Raw genomic sequence first — 15615 nt, forward strand, 5'->3', positions numbered from 1 at the left:
CTACACCGGTGAGCAGAAGGTTTCCAACACGGCGGCCGGCGCCGGCCGCCGTGTTGGAAACCTTCTGCTCACCGGTGTAGGGATCGGTGGTGGTGCAAGCGCTCACCAATACAGCCGTCGCCACGACGACGAGCACAGTCTTCTTCATGAGAATGTCCCTCTCCAAACCGCGGCCATTGCAGCCGCGCCATATCAGCCCTTCCGGCGGTCTTGTAGCATGAAATACGGCGAAAAGCGGAACGGCAAAATGCCAATCAAAGCTTTTCCGTCGCCGCAATGCGCGGACGTTCCGGCCAGTGCCCTCTACCAGAGATTCTTGCCGTCGATGACGACGACCTCGACCTTGTCGAGGTCAAAATCGTCGAACAGGCGCGAATTCACGCTGACCTTCGGGTTGTCGAAGTCCGGCTCACCGCTCGACCAGTCGGGCGTTTCGGTGAAGGTGCCGCAGCCGCATGTGGCGCAAAAGCCGTGCTTTATGGTCTTTGACCCCCAGCGGTAGAACGAGACATTTTCGGGCGGGCTGGTGAGCTTGAATTGCTCGGGCAAATAATAGGCCCAGAGCGAGCCGCGTTTCGAGCAGAAGGAGCATGTGCATTGCGTCACGGTTTGCGGCGGTTCCGAAACCTCGAACGTTGTCGCTTCGCAGTGGCAGCTTCCCTTGATGGTCATGAACGATTTCCTCTCCATTGTCCGCCGCCTCCACGGCAAGGCAACATAAAGAAGCGTTCCTGACAACCGCCCGACGGCAGGCTTGCCTGCCCGCTCTCAAAACTGGAAAGCCCGATGCCCCTTGACCCGCAGGTCGGATGCCCGTCGCCTCAATAGGAGCGCGGCGGCACGAACAGGCAGATCGTCTTGCCGGCATCGAGCCCCGCCTGATGCGCGCACCAGTGGAATTCACCGTCGGGGCTGTCCTTGACGCGCTTGTCGGTCATGGGAACCACCTCGCCCGTGCCGGCGATCACATAGCCCTCCGGCTTCTCCAGGACTTCGCCCGAGTGGGTCGTGCGGCAATCGTAGTTGGCACAGCAGGAGAAGGGATAGCTCCAGCCTTGCGGCAATGCCGCGGTAGGCTTGGCGTCATGCGCGAGCGCAGGCGCCGTCAACACTACGACCGCCGCGGCCAGGAAAAACAGGAAGCGGCCAACCGGTTCAACGGCTTTGGCCTGTCGAATTGTGGCAGCAAACATGAGAACGTTCCTTTCAAACGAGCTCCAAGCCTTCGCTTGCCCGTTCCCGGAACGTGTCTTCCCACTGGCCGGATCGTCAGGTCGCAGATACGCCGCGTCCGGCCATAAATGCTTCTATCCCCTCAGCCCGAATGCTGGGCTGATTCCTTGGCCGGCGCAAGAAGCGGCCGCATCGGCAACGCCGCGCCGCACGCCAAACCTCTGCAGCCAGAATCGTGCGCCGGCTTGGTTAACGAGCCGTTAGCGACGGATGTCTGGTGCCGGACAACGAAATTCGGATGAAGCTGGTTCCAGCCGTTCAACCGGGAATATGCTCATCATACTGCGGCAGGTCGTCGGTGACTGTGAACCATTTCGCCTTGGAACCAACGAAGATATGCGCCGTCGGGCGGATGCTCGGCGTATCCACCAGCGTCCCCATGGTGACGTGGACGTAGGCGCCCTCCCGCACCACCGAATAAAGCAGCGAGCCGCACTGCCCGCAGTGCTTGTCGTGAGCGCCGCCCAGATCGCCGAAGACCAGCAGCCTGTCGTCGCCGGCGGTCAGGCGCAGCTTGTCCCGCTCGATGCCGGCGAAGGGCTTGAAAGCCGACCCGGTGGCGCGCTGGCAGTTCGAGCAGTGGCAGTTCAAGGCATAGACGAATTCGTCCGCCACCTCGTAGTGGACGGCGCCGCAAAAGCACCTTCCGGAAAGTCTGTGAGTATTTGCCTTGCCCGGCTTGGTCACAAGCGCCTCCTTCATCTGGTGCCCAAGGTGTCAGGCCGGCCTCACCTGAATATGGACATATCCTAGTCGAGGTCCGCCACCGCTTCGCCCGCCCCGCCTTCGATGCGGTGCGACAGCGAGGCTTCCATAAACTCGTCGAGATCGCCGTCGAGAACGCTCGACGGGCTGGTGCTTTCGACGCCGGTGCGCAAATCCTTCACCAACTGATAGGGCTGCAGCACGTAGGAACGGATCTGGTGGCCCCAGCCGATGTCGCTTTTCGACGCCTCGGTGGCGTTGGCCACCGCCTCGCGCTTCTTCAGCTCTTCTTCGTAGAGGCGCGAGCGCAGCATCTCCCAGGCCTTGGCCCGATTCTTGTGCTGCGAACGCTCGGCCTGGCAGGCGACCGCTATGCCGGTCGCCAGATGGGTGATGCGGACCGCCGAATCGGTGGTGTTGACGTGCTGCCCGCCCGATCCCGACGAACGGTAGGTGTCGATGCGGACATCCGATTCGGAAACGGCGATCTCGATCGTATCGTCGATGACCGGATAGACCCAGACGCTGGCGAAGGAGGTGTGGCGCCGCGCATTGCTGTCGTAGGGCGAGATGCGCACCAGCCGGTGGACGCCGGATTCGGTCTTCAGCCAGCCATAGGCATTGTGGCCCTTGATCAGCACCGTGGCCGACTTGATGCCCGCCTCTTCGCCGTCATGCACTTCCAGCACTTCGACCTTGAAACGGCGGCGCTCCGCCCAGCGCGTGTACATGCGCAAAAGCATCGAGGCCCAGTCCTGGCTCTCGGTGCCACCGGCACCGGCATGGATTTCGAGATAGGTGTCATTGGCGTCGGCCTCTCCCGACAGCAACGTCTCGACCTGGCGGGCCTTGGCTTCGCCCTGCATCGAGCGCAACGCCGCTTCGGCCTCGGCCACGACGCCTTCGTCGCCCTCTTCCTCGCCAAGCTCGATCAGGCCGATATTGTCTTCCAGCGCCTGCGTCAGGCCCTTGACGGCGGCGATACCGTCCTCCAATTCCTGGCGCTCCCGCATCAGCTTCTGCGCTTCCAGCGGCTCGTTCCAGAGGCTGGAATCCTCGGCGCGGACGTTCAGGTACTCAAGCCGCTTGATGGCCTGGTCCCAGTCAAAGATGCCTCCTCAGCAGGGTTATCGCCTGCCTGATCTCGTCGACGATGTTCTGCGTTTCCGCGCGCATGGCTGCCAGTTCTGTCCTGTTGTCTGGTTCTTGTCTGGGATAGGCGCGATACATAGGCACGGCACCGCCGCCTGTAAAGCAATAATGGCCGGCTGTGATCAGCCGGCCATTCCATAGCCTCGCAGACGTCAGTAAAGTCCGCCGCCGCCATCCTGGATGGCCTGCGTGGCTTGCGGCGACAACGCGCCGCCGGCGCCGTTCGAACCGTCGGCTCCCATGCCGATCACCCAATAGCTGTCGGCCGGGCCGGTGCCTGGCTTGAAAGCTTCGATGATCGTGCCCGCCTCGCCTTCGGCTGCCTTCATGCCGGTCTTGCGGTTGATGGCGATGAGCTTCATGCCTTCCGGAACCTGGAAGTCGACATTGGGCGTGCCGTCCAGCGCCACGCGCATGAAGTCCTTGAAGATGGGCGCCGCGAGGCCGCCACCGGTCGCGCCCTTGCCGAGACCCTTTGGCGTGTCGAAGCCCATATAGAGGCCGACAACCAGGTTCGGCGTATAGCCGATGAACCAGGCATCCTTCTCGTCATTCGTCGTGCCGGTCTTGCCGGCGATGTGACGCCCGAGTTCGGCGATGGTGGCGCCGGTGCCGCGCTGTACGACGCCTTCCATCATCGAGGTGATCTGGTAGGCGGTCATCGGATCGAGCACCTGCTCGGAATTGTCCACCAGCTCCGGCTCAGTCTGGTTCTTCCACTCAGCGGCGTTGCAGCCTTCGCAGCCGCGCTCGTCCTGCTTGAACACGGTCTTGCCATAGCGATCCTGGATGCGGTCTATCAGCGAGGGTTTGATCGACTTGCCGCCATTGGCCATGATCGAATAGGCCGACACCATGCGCATCACCGTCGTCTCGCCGGAGCCGAGTGCCATCGGCAGGTAGGGTGCAAGATGGTCATAGACGCCAAAGCGCTCGGCATATTCGACAACCAGCTTCATGCCCATGTCGTTGGCGAGCCGCACCGTCATCAGGTTGCGCGACTTTTCGATGCCGGAACGCAATGTCGCCGGACCGGCAGCGGTGCCGTCATAATTCTTCGGCGTCCATGTCGTGTTGCCGCTCTGGATGGTGATCGGGCCGTCCATGATCACCGAGGCCGGCGTGTAGCCATTGTCGAGCGCGGCCGAATAGACGATCGGCTTGAATGAGGAGCCCGGCTGACGCATCGCCTGGGTCGCCCGATTGAACTCCGATTGCGCATAGGAGAAGCCGCCCACCATGGCGAGTACGCGACCGGTGTGCGGATCCATGGCGACCAGGCCGCCTTCCACTTCCGGGACCTGACGCAGGCTGTAGGCGCTGTCCGAACCTTCGTTCTTCTGCACGAAGACGACATCGCCGGGCTGCAGCACGTCCGCCGGCGATTTTGCCTTGACGCTCTTGCCGTCAACGATGTGACGCATGGCAAATCCCATGTCGTCCTTGCTGACGGTGCCTTCGACGCGCTCCTTGACGATGTCGCCCGAGGCCTGACGCGCCGGTTGCAGGCCGATGGAGAGGCCGGTGTCGGAACTGTCAAGCACCACGGCAAGCGCCCACTCGGGCACGTCCTCCAGACCCTTGACGTTGCCGAGCGGCACGCCCCAGTCGCCGGAAACGTCGATGTGGGTCACTGGTCCGCGATAGCCGCGCAGTGTGTCGTACTTCAGCAACCCGTTCTGCATCGCCTTGCGGGCAATGAGCTGTATCTTCGGGTCAAGCGTCGTGCGCACCGAAAGACCGCCCTCGTAGAGCGCATTCTCGCCGTAGCGGGCGATGATCTGGCGGCGCACTTCCTCGGTGAAATACTCGCCTGCGAACAGGTATGAGCCGTTGCGGCGTGGCGTCACGCCAAGCGGCTCGGCCTTGGCCTTGTCGCCTTCCTCGCGCGTCACATAGCCGTTCTCGACCATCTGGTCGATCACCCAGTTGCGGCGCTCCAGCGCGCGGTCGGCATGCTTGAAGGGGTGATAGTTGTTGGGGCCTTTCGGCAGCGAGGCGAGATAGGCCGCCTCTGCCACCGTGAGCTCGTTGACCGACTTGTCGAAATAGGTCAGCGCCGCGCCGGCCACGCCATAGGCGCCGAAGCCGAAGAAAATCTCGTTGAGATAGAGCTCGAGGATGCGGTCCTTCGAGTAGGCCTGCTCGATGCGAAAGGCCAGGATCATCTCCTTGATCTTGCGCTCGTAGGTCTGGTCCGAGGTGAGCAGGAAGTTCTTCGCCACCTGCTGGGTGATCGTCGAGGCACCGACCTGGCGTCTGCCCGACCCAAAATTCTGCAGGTTGACGATGATGGCGCGGCCGAGGCCGGTCACGTCAATGCCGGGATGGTTGTAGAAATTCTTGTCCTCGGCCGAGAGGAAGGCGGCCTTCACACGATCCGGGACCGCCTGGATCGGCAGATAGAGACGGCGCTCGCGCGCATATTCAGCCATCAGCGAGCCATCCGACGCATGGATGCGCGTCGTCACCGGCGGCTCGTATTTGGCCAGCACCTCGTAGTCGGGCAGATCCTTCGCCAGATGGCTGATGTAGATCGCCACGCCGGCGGCCACGATAAGGGCCAGCGTCGTTCCGATGCCGAAGAAATAGCCGATGAGACGAATCATGCCCGCTCCAGTCCGTGGTTCGGGAATTTCCTAAACGAAGCCGCCTTTGGCGCAAGCTTCCGGGACGGTCCCAATCCGCAATGGAAAACCCATGTCGCCACCATGTGGACAAAATACGGCAGCACCGGGTTTTCGGCTTCCCTCTCGGGAAATTATAGCGCCGGGTGTTGTCGCCGTGCAACGCCGCCTCTGGTTGCAGGCGGCAGCCACCTCAGCCTCCGGTCCCCGTTCCGGCCTTGGCTGATGCGAACAGCGCGACGGCGTTGGTTATGCTCTGCGCGGCCTTGCCGCGCCAGTCGGCGCTGAGCAGTTGCGCTTCGTCCTTGGCGTTGGAGAGATAGCCCAGCTCGACCAGCACTGAAGGCACGTCAGGCGCCTTCAGCACCTTGAACCCGGCAGAGCGCTGCGGATTGTTGATCAGGCCGACGCTGGTCGAAAGCTGCCCGACCAGCGTATGGGCAAAGCTCATCGAGAAGCTGTGGGTCTCGCGGCGGATCAGGTCGATCAGGATGTCGGTCACTTCCTTGTTGTCGTCCTTGATCTCCATGCCGGCGAACTGGTCGGAGAGGTTCTCGCGATCGGCGAGCGCCTGCGCCTCGGGATCGGAAGCCTTGTCGGAGACGGTGTAGACGGTGGCGCCGCGAATGCCCTTGACGCTGATCGTGTCGGCGTGGATCGATATCAGCAGGTCGGCCTCATGCTGGCGGGCGATGCGCACCCGGTCGTCCAGCCGCAGGAACTCGTCCGTCTCGCGCGTCATGAACACATCGTATTTGCCGACCGCGACGAGCTGGTCGCGCAACTCGGTGGCGAAGGCGAGCGTGACATTCTTCTCGATGGTGCCGTTGAGACCCTCGGCGCCGCCGTCGACGCCGCCATGGCCGGGATCGATGACGACGGTGAAGCGATGGCCGGGATTGGAGATCGGCCCGGTTCCGACCCTGCCGCCCTTGTCGGTTGACACCGTCGAGCCGGTGGTCAACGCCTGGTTGGCGAGCGCGGCATCGAATTCCCGCGCGGAGGCCGCCGATATGTCGATGGCGATGCGATAGCCGCCGCCGTCGTCGTTCTTGAGTACGTCGAGCTTGTCGACCGCAAACGGCCCCTTGCTGGTGAGGATCAGCCGTGACCCCTCACCCTGATCGCCGTAGCGTACAGCCCGGACCAGGCCGCGCGCCTTCACATCCTTGGCACTCATGGCGAATCTGGTGCGCGGCAGGTCAACGACGAGGCGATTGGGGCCGCGCAGCAGGAACCATTTAATGTCGGGCTCGCGGTCGAAAGTCATGACGATGCGCATCTTGGTGGCATCGCCGGCCATCTTGTAGCTGGTGGCGCCGAGCGGCGCGTCTCCGGCGCGGGAAACGCCCGACAGGCCGAGGAAAACCGCCATAAGCAAAAACGCGCAGGCCGCATGCAAGACAGGCCAGGCTGCGCAACGACCCTTGTTTGCGGTGCCTGCCAGTCCCATGTTCTTTCAGTTACTCCCGGTTTGGCGCCAGGCGCCGGTCGTTGCATCGAAGTGCCGGCAAGGCCGCGAACTCGATTAACGATTGGTATCCAGAGAAGGTTAACCAAGCCTTTTCGCGCAAGGAATTGAAGGCCGGGCTTCCCTTAGGGAACTCCTTTTTGCCGGCATCCGAAATCGGGGTTGCCTTCCCTGCCGCCAAATCATAAAAGCGATGGTGGATCACTGCAATCCTGGAACCGCTTCCTCCGCAGCTTCCTGCTACAGGTCAGATGAAAGGCGGCTCCTTTCGCTTCCAGCGAAAAGGCTTCAGGTGATCGCGACGAATTTCGCAGGCGTGCGCCCGTGGCGGGGGAATCGCTTGCGTGAGGAAAACGGCCGGGGTGTCCCGCGCCGGCTCTGTATGAGCAAACAAGCTGGTCCGGTTCGTCCGGGCTTTGGTTCAAAAGGTTCTGCTGGTGCCAATGGCTTCAAGCGCAATCATGGAAAGGTCCGCAGCAAACCGCGCCATCGTGGCTGCGGGCGGCACCGCCATAGCGCTCAAGCGGCGGCCGGCGGACGTTCAATTGTCCGGCATCCATGTTCCAGGACCGAAGCAGCGGGCTTTGCCCCGCAAGCTGCGGCTGGCGGCTGCCGGGAGGAAACGAAATAATGCCCAACAAGATGCTGATAGACGCCTCCCACCAGGAGGAAACACGCGTTGTCGTCATTCGCGGTAACCGTATTGAAGAATTCGACTTTGAATCCCAGGACAAGAAGCAGCTCAAAGGAAACATCTACCTCGCCCGCGTAACGCGCGTCGAACCGTCCCTTCAGGCAGCTTTTGTCGAGTATGGCGGCAACCGTCACGGTTTCCTCGCCTTCAGTGAAATCCACCCCGACTACTATCAGATCCCGGTCGCCGACCGTCAGGCACTGTTGCGCGCGGAAGCGCAGGAGGCCGAGGACGAAGACGATGAGGACGGCGACGGCGAGGAGCACCAGGCCCGCGATCGCGGCCGGCGCGGTCGCCGGCGCGGCGGCAAGAACCGCGACCGTGGCGAACACAAGCGCGAGGCCAGCGCCGCCGGTTCCGAGGAGCCCGGCGACAGCGCCGCAGAGGTCGCAAGCGGCGAGGCTGCCGGTGAAAGCGGCGAAGAGGTCGTCGAGACGATCGCCGAGACCATCGAGATTCAGTCCAATGATGCCGACGCCGGCTCGCAGGATGGCGGCAAGGATCACGGCGGCGCGGAGCATGGCGACAATGCCACCGCGGACGACGGTGGCGAAACATCCGAGGGTGGCCCTACCTCGATCGCCGCTAGCGTCGAAGCCGACGTGATTTCCGAACCGGCCCCGCAAGCCGAACAGAACGGCGAAGCCCCCTCCAGCGACGATCGCGGCATGCTGGAAGAGGTGCAGTCCTCGCATCCGGACGACCACGAAATCGAATCGGTCGGCGCCGAGGATGCGCTTGAAGAGGTGCGCAACCGCCGCAAGCCGGTGCGCCGCCAGTACAAGATCCAGGAAGTCATCAAGCGCCGTCAGATCCTGCTGGTCCAGGTGGTCAAGGAAGAGCGCGGCAACAAGGGCGCCGCACTCACCACCTATCTGTCGCTCGCCGGCCGCTATTCGGTGCTGATGCCGAACACCGCGCGCGGCGGCGGCATTTCGCGCAAGATCACCAACGCCCAGGACCGCAAGCGGCTGAAGGAAGTCGTCGCCGACCTCGAAGTGCCGCAGGGCATGGGCGTCATCCTGCGCACCGCCGGCGAGAGCCGCACCAAGGCCGAGATCAAGCGCGATTATGAATATCTGATGCGGCTTTGGGAGAATGTCCGCAACCTCACTCTGCAGTCCACGGCCCCTGCCCTGGTCTACGAGGAAGGCAGCCTGATCAAGCGCTCGGTGCGCGACCTCTATAACAAGGATATCGACGAGATCCTGGTCTCCGGCGAGGACGGCTATCGCGAGGCCAAGGACTTCATGCGCATGCTGATGCCGAGCCACGCCAAGGTGGTTCAGCCCTATCGCGACACCACCCCGATCTTCGTGCGCAACGGCATCGAGGCGCAGCTCGACCGCATGCTGCAGCCGCAGGTGACGCTGAAGAGCGGCGGCTACATCATCATCAACCAGACCGAGGCGCTGGTCTCTATCGACGTCAATTCGGGTCGCTCCACCAAGGAGCACTCGATCGAGGACACGGCGCTCCACACCAATCTGGAAGCCGCCGAGGAAGTCGCCAGGCAACTCAGGCTGCGCGACCTTGCCGGCCTGATCGTCATCGACTTCATCGACATGGAGGAGAACCGCAACAACCGCTCCGTCGAGAAGCGGCTGAAGGATCACCTCAAGAACGACCGCGCCCGCATCCAGGTTGGCCGCATCTCGCATTTCGGCCTGATGGAGATGTCGCGCCAGCGCATCCGCGCCAGCGTGCTGGAATCGACCATGAAGCCCTGCCCGCATTGCGGCGGTACCGGCCATGTGCGTTCCGACTCCTCGGTGGCGCTGATGGTGGTCAGGGCGATAGAGGAATTCCTGCTCAAGGATTCGCGCAGCCACATCACGGTCCGCACGCCGGCAGCGACCGCGCTTTATGTGCTCAACCACAAGCGCGGCACGCTGGTCGAACTCGAAAGCCGCTTCGGCCTGACCATCACGATCGAGGCCGACGACACGGTCGGCGCGCAGCACTATGCGATCTTCCGTGGCGCGATCGCCGAAAAGCCCGAGGGCTTCGTCGAAGTGCGCAGTCTGCCGGCCTATGTCGAGCCGGAGGAGCCCGAGGACGAGATCGTCATCGAGGACGAGGAGGAGGCGCCCGCCCAGGCGGAACAGCCGCGCCAGTCCCAGCAGCAGCCGCAGCAGCAGAGGTCCGGCGAGGACGGCGAAGGCCGTGACCGCAAGCGCCGCAAGCGCCGCCGGCGGCGCGGCGGCAAGGATCGCGATCGCGAGCACGGCGAGCGCGAGCATGGCGCTGGAGTAGTCTCAACGCCGGCGCCGGCGGATAGCGTTTCCGCCGCCGCGAGCAACGAGGCAGCCGAAGCGGGCGATGAAGCTACGGTCGGCATTGGCGAAACGGCCGAAGCAGCGGAAGACAGCCACGGCAAGAAGCGCCGGCGCGGCAAGCGCGGCGGCAAGCGCAATCGCCGCGAGGAGGGTGAAGACGCTGCCGATGCGGCCGCCGGCGAAGAGGTCGACGGCGTCGAAAACGTCGCGTCGGAAGACGAAACCGTGGTGGCCGAGACCGTGACCGCCGCGCCCGTCGAGGAGCCGGCCGTTCCTGCTCCCGCCAATGACGACGCGCCGAGTGCCGAAAAGCCGAAGAAGCCCAAGCGCGCCTCGAGGTCGAAGAAGACCGCGGAGGCCGCGGAGGCCGTTGTTGCGGAGACGGTAGCCGAGGCCGTGCCGGAGGCAACGATTGAAACCCCCCCGGCTCCGGTCGAGGCGGCGCCTGCTGCTCCCTCCGAGGACGAGCCAGCCCGCCCGACCAGGCGCAAGCCCGCGTCGACAAATGCTCCGGCCGTGCCAGTGGTCTCGTCGAGCGTTGCCGATGAGACAAAAACCGAGGACAAGCCGAAGCGCGCCGGCTGGTGGCAGCGGAAAGGCTTCTTTTAAGCCTTTCAAAGGTTTGGAGTAGTTTCTTGACCAAAAGAAATCCCGCGTCGTCAAAAACGGCGCGGGATTTTTTTGTGGTTATGCCGCCGTGGTCCAAGCCTTGAAGTCAGGCCGGCACAACCTGAATGTCGGCAGCCCTAAGGCGCGAAGATCGACCAGTTCATCATCTTCGCCAGCCTCTCCAGCGCGATCGAGCCCAGCTTGGAATTGCCGTTGGCATTGAGGCCAGGCGACCAGACCGCGAGCGAAGCCGTCCCCGGCACGATCCCCAATATGCCACCGCCGACGCCGCTTTTGCCGGGGATGCCGACGCGGAAGGCGAAATCGCCGGATCCGTCATAGTGGCCGCAGGTCAGCATCATCGCACCGATGCGGCGCGCCCGCTCGGCCGACACCACCGAATGCCCGGTCGCCGGGTTCTTGCCGCCATTGGCAAGGAAGCGGCCGGCCATTGCCAATTGCCGGCAGCTCATGGCAACGGCGCAATGGTGGAAATAGACACCCAGCGCCAGTTCCGGCGCATGGTGGAGATTGCCAAAGGATTTCATGTAGTTAGCTAAAGCGAAATTGCGGTAGCCGGTGGCACGTTCGGAGGCCGCCACCTCGCGGTCGATGATGATGGTGTCATCGTCGGCCAGGAACTGGATGAAGCGCAGGATCTCGCCGATCGCTTCGCGCGGCTGGTGGCCGGCGAGCAATATGTCCGAAACGACGATGGCGCCGGCATTGATGAACGGGTTGCGCGGAATGCCGTTCTCATGCTCGAGCTGGACGATCGAGTTGAACGGATTGCCCGACGGCTCGCGTCCGACGCGCTGCCACAGCGCATCGCCGACATTGCCGAGCGCCAGCGTCAGCGTGAACACCTTGGAAATGCTCTGGATGGAGAAGGCTTCCTCGGCGTCGCCGGCAAGCAGCACGCGGCCGTCATTGGTGACCGCCGCGATGCCGAACTTCTTCGGGTCGACCTTGCCGAGCTGCGGGATATAGGTGGCGACGTCGCCGCGATCCGTGCGCTCGGCCATTTCGGCGGCGACTTCGGCAAGCGCCTGTTCGAGTTCCGGCATGGTCTCCCCGCTATTTCAGCCAGCGCTCGATGCGCGCCATCGCCTCGACCATGTCGTCGTGGCTGCCGGCATAGGAAAAGCGCATGGTGCGATGGCCTTGAAGCGGATCGAAGTCGCGGCCGGGCGTTGCCGCCACGTGCGCCTCGGCAAGCATGCGACGCGCGAAGGCCATGCTGTCATTGGTATGCCTTGTGACATCGCAGAAGGCGTAGAAGGCGCCGTCCATGGGTGCCGCGAGCGCGAAGCCGAGCTCCGGCAGCCGCTTCATCAGCAGCTCGCGGTTCCAAGCGTAGCGCGCCTTCACCGCCTCCAGCTCCTCTGTCGCCTTGAACGCTTCGATCGCGGCGATCTGCGACAGTTCCGGCGGTGATATATAGAGGCTCTGGGCGATGCGCTCGACCGGACGCACCAGTGGTTCCGGCAGCACCATCCAACCAATGCGCCAGCCGGTCATGCAATAGTATTTCGAGAACGAATTGATCACCGTTACGGCCGAGCCGTAGGCGAGCGCCGTCGTGTCCGGCGCGGCATAGGCGAGCCGGTGGTAGATCTCGTCGGAAATAACGGCGATGCCGAGTTCTTCGGCCGTCGAAACCAGCGCGGCGAGCTCGTCGGCCGGAATCACCGCACCGGTCGGATTGGCCGGACTGGCGAACAGCACCCCCTTCAGCGGCCCTTCGCGGTGCGCGGTCCTCAGATGCTCGGCATGAAGATATGCATCGCCGCCGAGTTCGATCTCGACGATCTCGATACCGAGTGCGGCCATGATGTTGCGATAGGCTGGATAGCCTGGCGCGGCGATCGCGACACGGTCGCCTGGATCGAACATCGCGAGGAAAGCCAGGTTGAAGGCGGCGGACGATCCGGTGGTGACGGCGATTCGCGCCGCCGGGACATGTATCCCGTAATGGTCGCCATAGTGCCTTGCGATAGCCTGGCGCAGATCGGCCAGACCCAGCGCGTCGGTGTAGCCGATGCGCCCGACCTTCAGGGCATTCGCAGCGGCCTGCCGCACGCCGGCCGGCGCCGGGTCGGACGGCTGCCCGACCGCCATCGAAACCACCGGCGCCCCGGTCGCCTTCAACCGGTTGGCCTCGGCCAGAATATCCATGGCGTGGAACGGCTCGACCTCGCCGCGGCGCGAAAGCGAAACAACCATTTTCAAATCCAACACGCCAGGATCCGCCCTGGCCGCGCCGCACAAATGCCCGATTGATGTGGGGATCACAAGCGCAGGAAGTTTTCGGTGCCGACTTTTCATCCTCCGCCCGCTCGTCTACCAGTGGACCTGTCATGTTGAGCCGACCCAGATCGACCACTGCCAGATCGACCGTTGCAAGGACCGCGCGCGGCTTCGCCACGCTTTTGCTTGCGGCCGCCGTCGCGGTCTCCGGCTCGGTCAGCGCATTTGCGCAAAACGTCCCCATCGTGCGCGACGCCGAGATCGAGGCACTGGTACGCGACTACGCGCGGCCGATCTTCAAGGCGGCTGGGCTGGCCAATGACGGCATCGATATCGTGCTGGTCAACGATCCGAGCTTCAATGCCTTCGTTACCGGACGCCGCATGTTCATCAACACCGGCGCGCTGATGACGGCGGAAACGCCCAACGAGATCATCGGCGTCATGGCTCACGAGGCCGGCCATATCGCCGGCGGCCACCAGCAGAAGCTGCGCGACCAGCTCGAGCGCGCCAAGACGATGGCCATCATTGCCACGCTGCTCGGCGCTGGCGCCATGGTGGCCGGCGCCACCACCAACAGCCGTGGGCTGGCCGGCGCCGGCATGGGCGTCGCGGCGGGCGGCGGCGAGATGGCGCAGCGCAGCATCCTGGCCTATCAGCGCACCGAGGAGACGACTGCCGATCGCTCGGCGATCAGCTACCTCAACGCCACCGGCCAGTCCGGCATGGGCATGCTGAAGACCTTTTCCCGCTTCCAGAACGCGCTGTCGCTGTCCGGCACCCAGGTCGACCCTTACCGGATAAGCCACCCGATGCCGCAGGAGCGCATCGCCAACCTCGAGGCGCTGGTCAAGCAAAGCCCCTACGTCGACAAGCTCGACCCGCCGGCTCTGCAGCAGCGGCATGACATGATGCGCATAAAGATCGCCGCCTACATGCAGGGACAGGCGGCCGCCTCGCGGCTGATGCGCAAGAATCCGGGCAGCCTCGCCTCGCGCTACGGCGAGGCGCAGCTCGCCTATCTTTACGGCAACCTCAATGCCGCGCTCGTCAAGACGTCCGCACTGATCAAGGAACAGCCGAAGAACCCCTATTTCCAGGAACTGCGCGGCGACATCCTGATGAAGGCGAACAAGCCCAAGGATGCCGCTGACGCATATGCCAAGGCGGTCAGCCTCGATCCCGCGAGGTCCGGGCTGCTGCCGGTCTCGCTCGGCCAGGCTCTGATGGCGATCGGCACGCCGGATGCCCTGAAAAAGGCCGCGGTGCAGATCAACAACGGTCTTGGGCGCGACAGGGAGAACGCCGTCGGCTACCGCTATCTGGCGCAGGCCTATGGCGAACTCGGCAACATACCGGCGGCGGACCTTGCCACGGCCGAAGGCCATTTCTATTCCGGCGACTACCGGAACGCGAAGATTTTCGCCATGCGCGCGCAACAGAAGATGAAGCGCGGCGAGCCTGGCTGGCTTCGCGCCCAGGATATCATAAACTACGGGCCTTCGGGCAAAACCAAGTGAACCTTCCGGCCGCTCCGGGCAACGGAAGCGGACTGGAACAGGCAAAAGGGATCGAGGATCATGAACAAGGCAATCTTGCTTGGCACGACGGGCGTGGTGGCCGCCCTTGCCATGCTGGCGGTCGGCTTCGTCGCCGGCAGCCCTCAGGCGGCCAAGGCCGACACGACGCAGGTCGTCCAGGCCGCCGCGCCCTCGGACAGGAGGATCGACCGGGCCGAGGTCGAGGGCATCATCCGCGACTACCTCCTCAAGAACCCGGAAGTGCTGCTCGAGGTGCAAGAAGCGCTGGAGGCCAAGCAGAAGGAAGAGCAGCGCATTGCCGCCCTCGGCGTCATCAAGAACGCCAAGGACGAGATCTTCAACTCCGCCTTTGACGGCATCGTCGGCAATCCGAACGGCAAGGTCACCATCGTCGAATTCTACGATTACAATTGCGGCTTCTGCAAACGCGCCATCGAGGACATGCAGGCGCTGACCAAGGCTAACCCCGACCTGCGCTTCGTCCTCAAGGAATTCCCGATCCTCAGCCCGGATTCGCAAAAGGCCAGCGTCGTCTCCATGGCCTTCCATTTGATGATGCCGGAGAAATACGGCGAGTTCCACACCGCCTTGCTTGGCGGCCAGGGCCGCGCCACCGAGTCGATCGCCATCAAGATCGCGGTCTCGCTCGGCGCCGACGAGGCGAAGCTGCGCGAGAAGATGAAGGACCCCAGCATCAACGAAGCGCTGTCCCGGACCTATGATCTTGCCACCAAGCTGTCGATCACCGGCACGCCCTCGTATGTGGTCGGCAACGAGGTGGTGTTCGGCGCGCTCGGGAAGGATGTCCTTGCCGAAAAGATCGAGGCGGCGAAGGCCGCGCTCTGATCGGCCCCAAGCCCTTGCGGCGGGCGACTTTCCGCCCGCTGTGGACAGCGAAAGAACGCACTTGCGCTCTTTTCGCGGGCGTCTATGCCCATTATAGAAGCCCAGGGCGCCGGCTTGCGGCCGGCGCCGGGAAAGGTCAGCATTCTTGAAAACGGTTTTCGTCCTGAACGGTCCCAATCTCAACGCGCTCGGCAAGCGCGAGCCGGGC

At 63.7% G+C, this 15615-nt stretch carries 12 protein-coding genes and 1 pseudogene; 4 read left to right on the plus strand and 9 right to left on the minus strand.

The window, feature by feature from the left end; genetic code table 11:
* The 7 genes and pseudogenes from EN742_RS07310 to EN742_RS07340 form a co-directional block, all read right to left on the minus strand.
* Nucleotides 1-148: pseudogene (locus EN742_RS07310) on the minus strand (cell envelope biogenesis protein OmpA); the annotation flags it as partial.
* Nucleotides 149-303: 155 nt separating this feature from the next.
* Nucleotides 304-672 (minus strand): GFA family protein, encoded by a 369-nt coding sequence (locus EN742_RS07315; protein WP_127407824.1) that lies wholly within the window; start codon nucleotides 670-672, stop codon nucleotides 304-306.
* A gap of 149 nt (nucleotides 673-821) precedes the next feature.
* On the minus strand, nucleotides 822-1193 hold the full coding sequence (locus EN742_RS07320; RefSeq protein ID WP_126054383.1) for a hypothetical protein: 372 nt from the start codon (nucleotides 1191-1193) through the stop codon (nucleotides 822-824).
* 298 nt (nucleotides 1194-1491) lie between these two features.
* On the minus strand, nucleotides 1492-1920 hold the full coding sequence (locus EN742_RS07325) for a GFA family protein (protein ID WP_245482444.1): 429 nt from the start codon (nucleotides 1918-1920) through the stop codon (nucleotides 1492-1494).
* A 62-nt stretch (nucleotides 1921-1982) separates the two neighbouring features.
* A protein-coding gene (gene prfB / locus EN742_RS07330) for a peptide chain release factor 2 (RefSeq protein ID WP_126054381.1) occupies nucleotides 1983-3114 on the minus strand; the annotation gives its coding sequence in 2 pieces (ribosomal slippage) (nucleotides 1983-3047 and nucleotides 3049-3114; 1131 coding nt in all).
* A 128-nt stretch (nucleotides 3115-3242) separates the two neighbouring features.
* Complete coding sequence (locus EN742_RS07335) at nucleotides 3243-5699, minus strand: penicillin-binding protein 1A (protein ID WP_128332607.1); 2457 nt, start codon at nucleotides 5697-5699, stop codon at nucleotides 3243-3245.
* Nucleotides 5700-5910: 211 nt separating this feature from the next.
* Complete coding sequence (locus EN742_RS07340; RefSeq protein WP_126054379.1) at nucleotides 5911-7170, minus strand: N-acetylmuramoyl-L-alanine amidase; 1260 nt, start codon at nucleotides 7168-7170, stop codon at nucleotides 5911-5913.
* Nucleotides 7171-7818: 648 nt separating this feature from the next.
* Between EN742_RS07340 and EN742_RS07345 the strand changes: the two genes are divergently transcribed.
* Nucleotides 7819-10770, plus strand: a complete 2952-nt coding sequence (locus EN742_RS07345) for an Rne/Rng family ribonuclease (RefSeq protein ID WP_128332608.1) — start codon at nucleotides 7819-7821, stop codon at nucleotides 10768-10770.
* Between the two features lie 137 nt (nucleotides 10771-10907).
* On the opposite strand, the gene EN742_RS07350 is transcribed toward EN742_RS07345, so the two are convergent.
* Both EN742_RS07350 and EN742_RS07355 read right to left on the minus strand, forming a co-directional pair.
* The gene (locus EN742_RS07350) at nucleotides 10908-11837 is read right to left on the minus strand and encodes a glutaminase (RefSeq protein WP_127407262.1); all 930 of its coding nucleotides are present in this window, start codon (nucleotides 11835-11837) and stop codon (nucleotides 10908-10910) included.
* A 10-nt stretch (nucleotides 11838-11847) separates the two neighbouring features.
* On the minus strand, nucleotides 11848-12996 hold the full coding sequence (locus tag EN742_RS07355) for an aminotransferase class I/II-fold pyridoxal phosphate-dependent enzyme (protein ID WP_127422026.1): 1149 nt from the start codon (nucleotides 12994-12996) through the stop codon (nucleotides 11848-11850).
* A gap of 134 nt (nucleotides 12997-13130) precedes the next feature.
* Here EN742_RS07355 and EN742_RS07360 point away from each other — a divergent pair, with 134 nt between their 5' ends.
* From EN742_RS07360 to EN742_RS40210, 3 genes are all read left to right on the plus strand, one after another.
* On the plus strand, nucleotides 13131-14540 hold the full coding sequence (locus tag EN742_RS07360) for a M48 family metalloprotease (RefSeq protein ID WP_127422027.1): 1410 nt from the start codon (nucleotides 13131-13133) through the stop codon (nucleotides 14538-14540).
* Between the two features lie 60 nt (nucleotides 14541-14600).
* Nucleotides 14601-15407, plus strand: a complete 807-nt coding sequence (locus EN742_RS07365; protein ID WP_127422028.1) for a DsbA family protein — start codon at nucleotides 14601-14603, stop codon at nucleotides 15405-15407.
* 145 nt (nucleotides 15408-15552) lie between these two features.
* Nucleotides 15553-15615 (plus strand): type II 3-dehydroquinate dehydratase (locus EN742_RS40210; RefSeq protein WP_348632852.1); only part of this gene is annotated, 63 nt, incomplete at its 3' end.

It is taken from the genome of Mesorhizobium sp. M4A.F.Ca.ET.020.02.1.1, assembly GCF_004022645.1.
GTDB lineage: Bacteria > Pseudomonadota > Alphaproteobacteria > Rhizobiales > Rhizobiaceae > Mesorhizobium.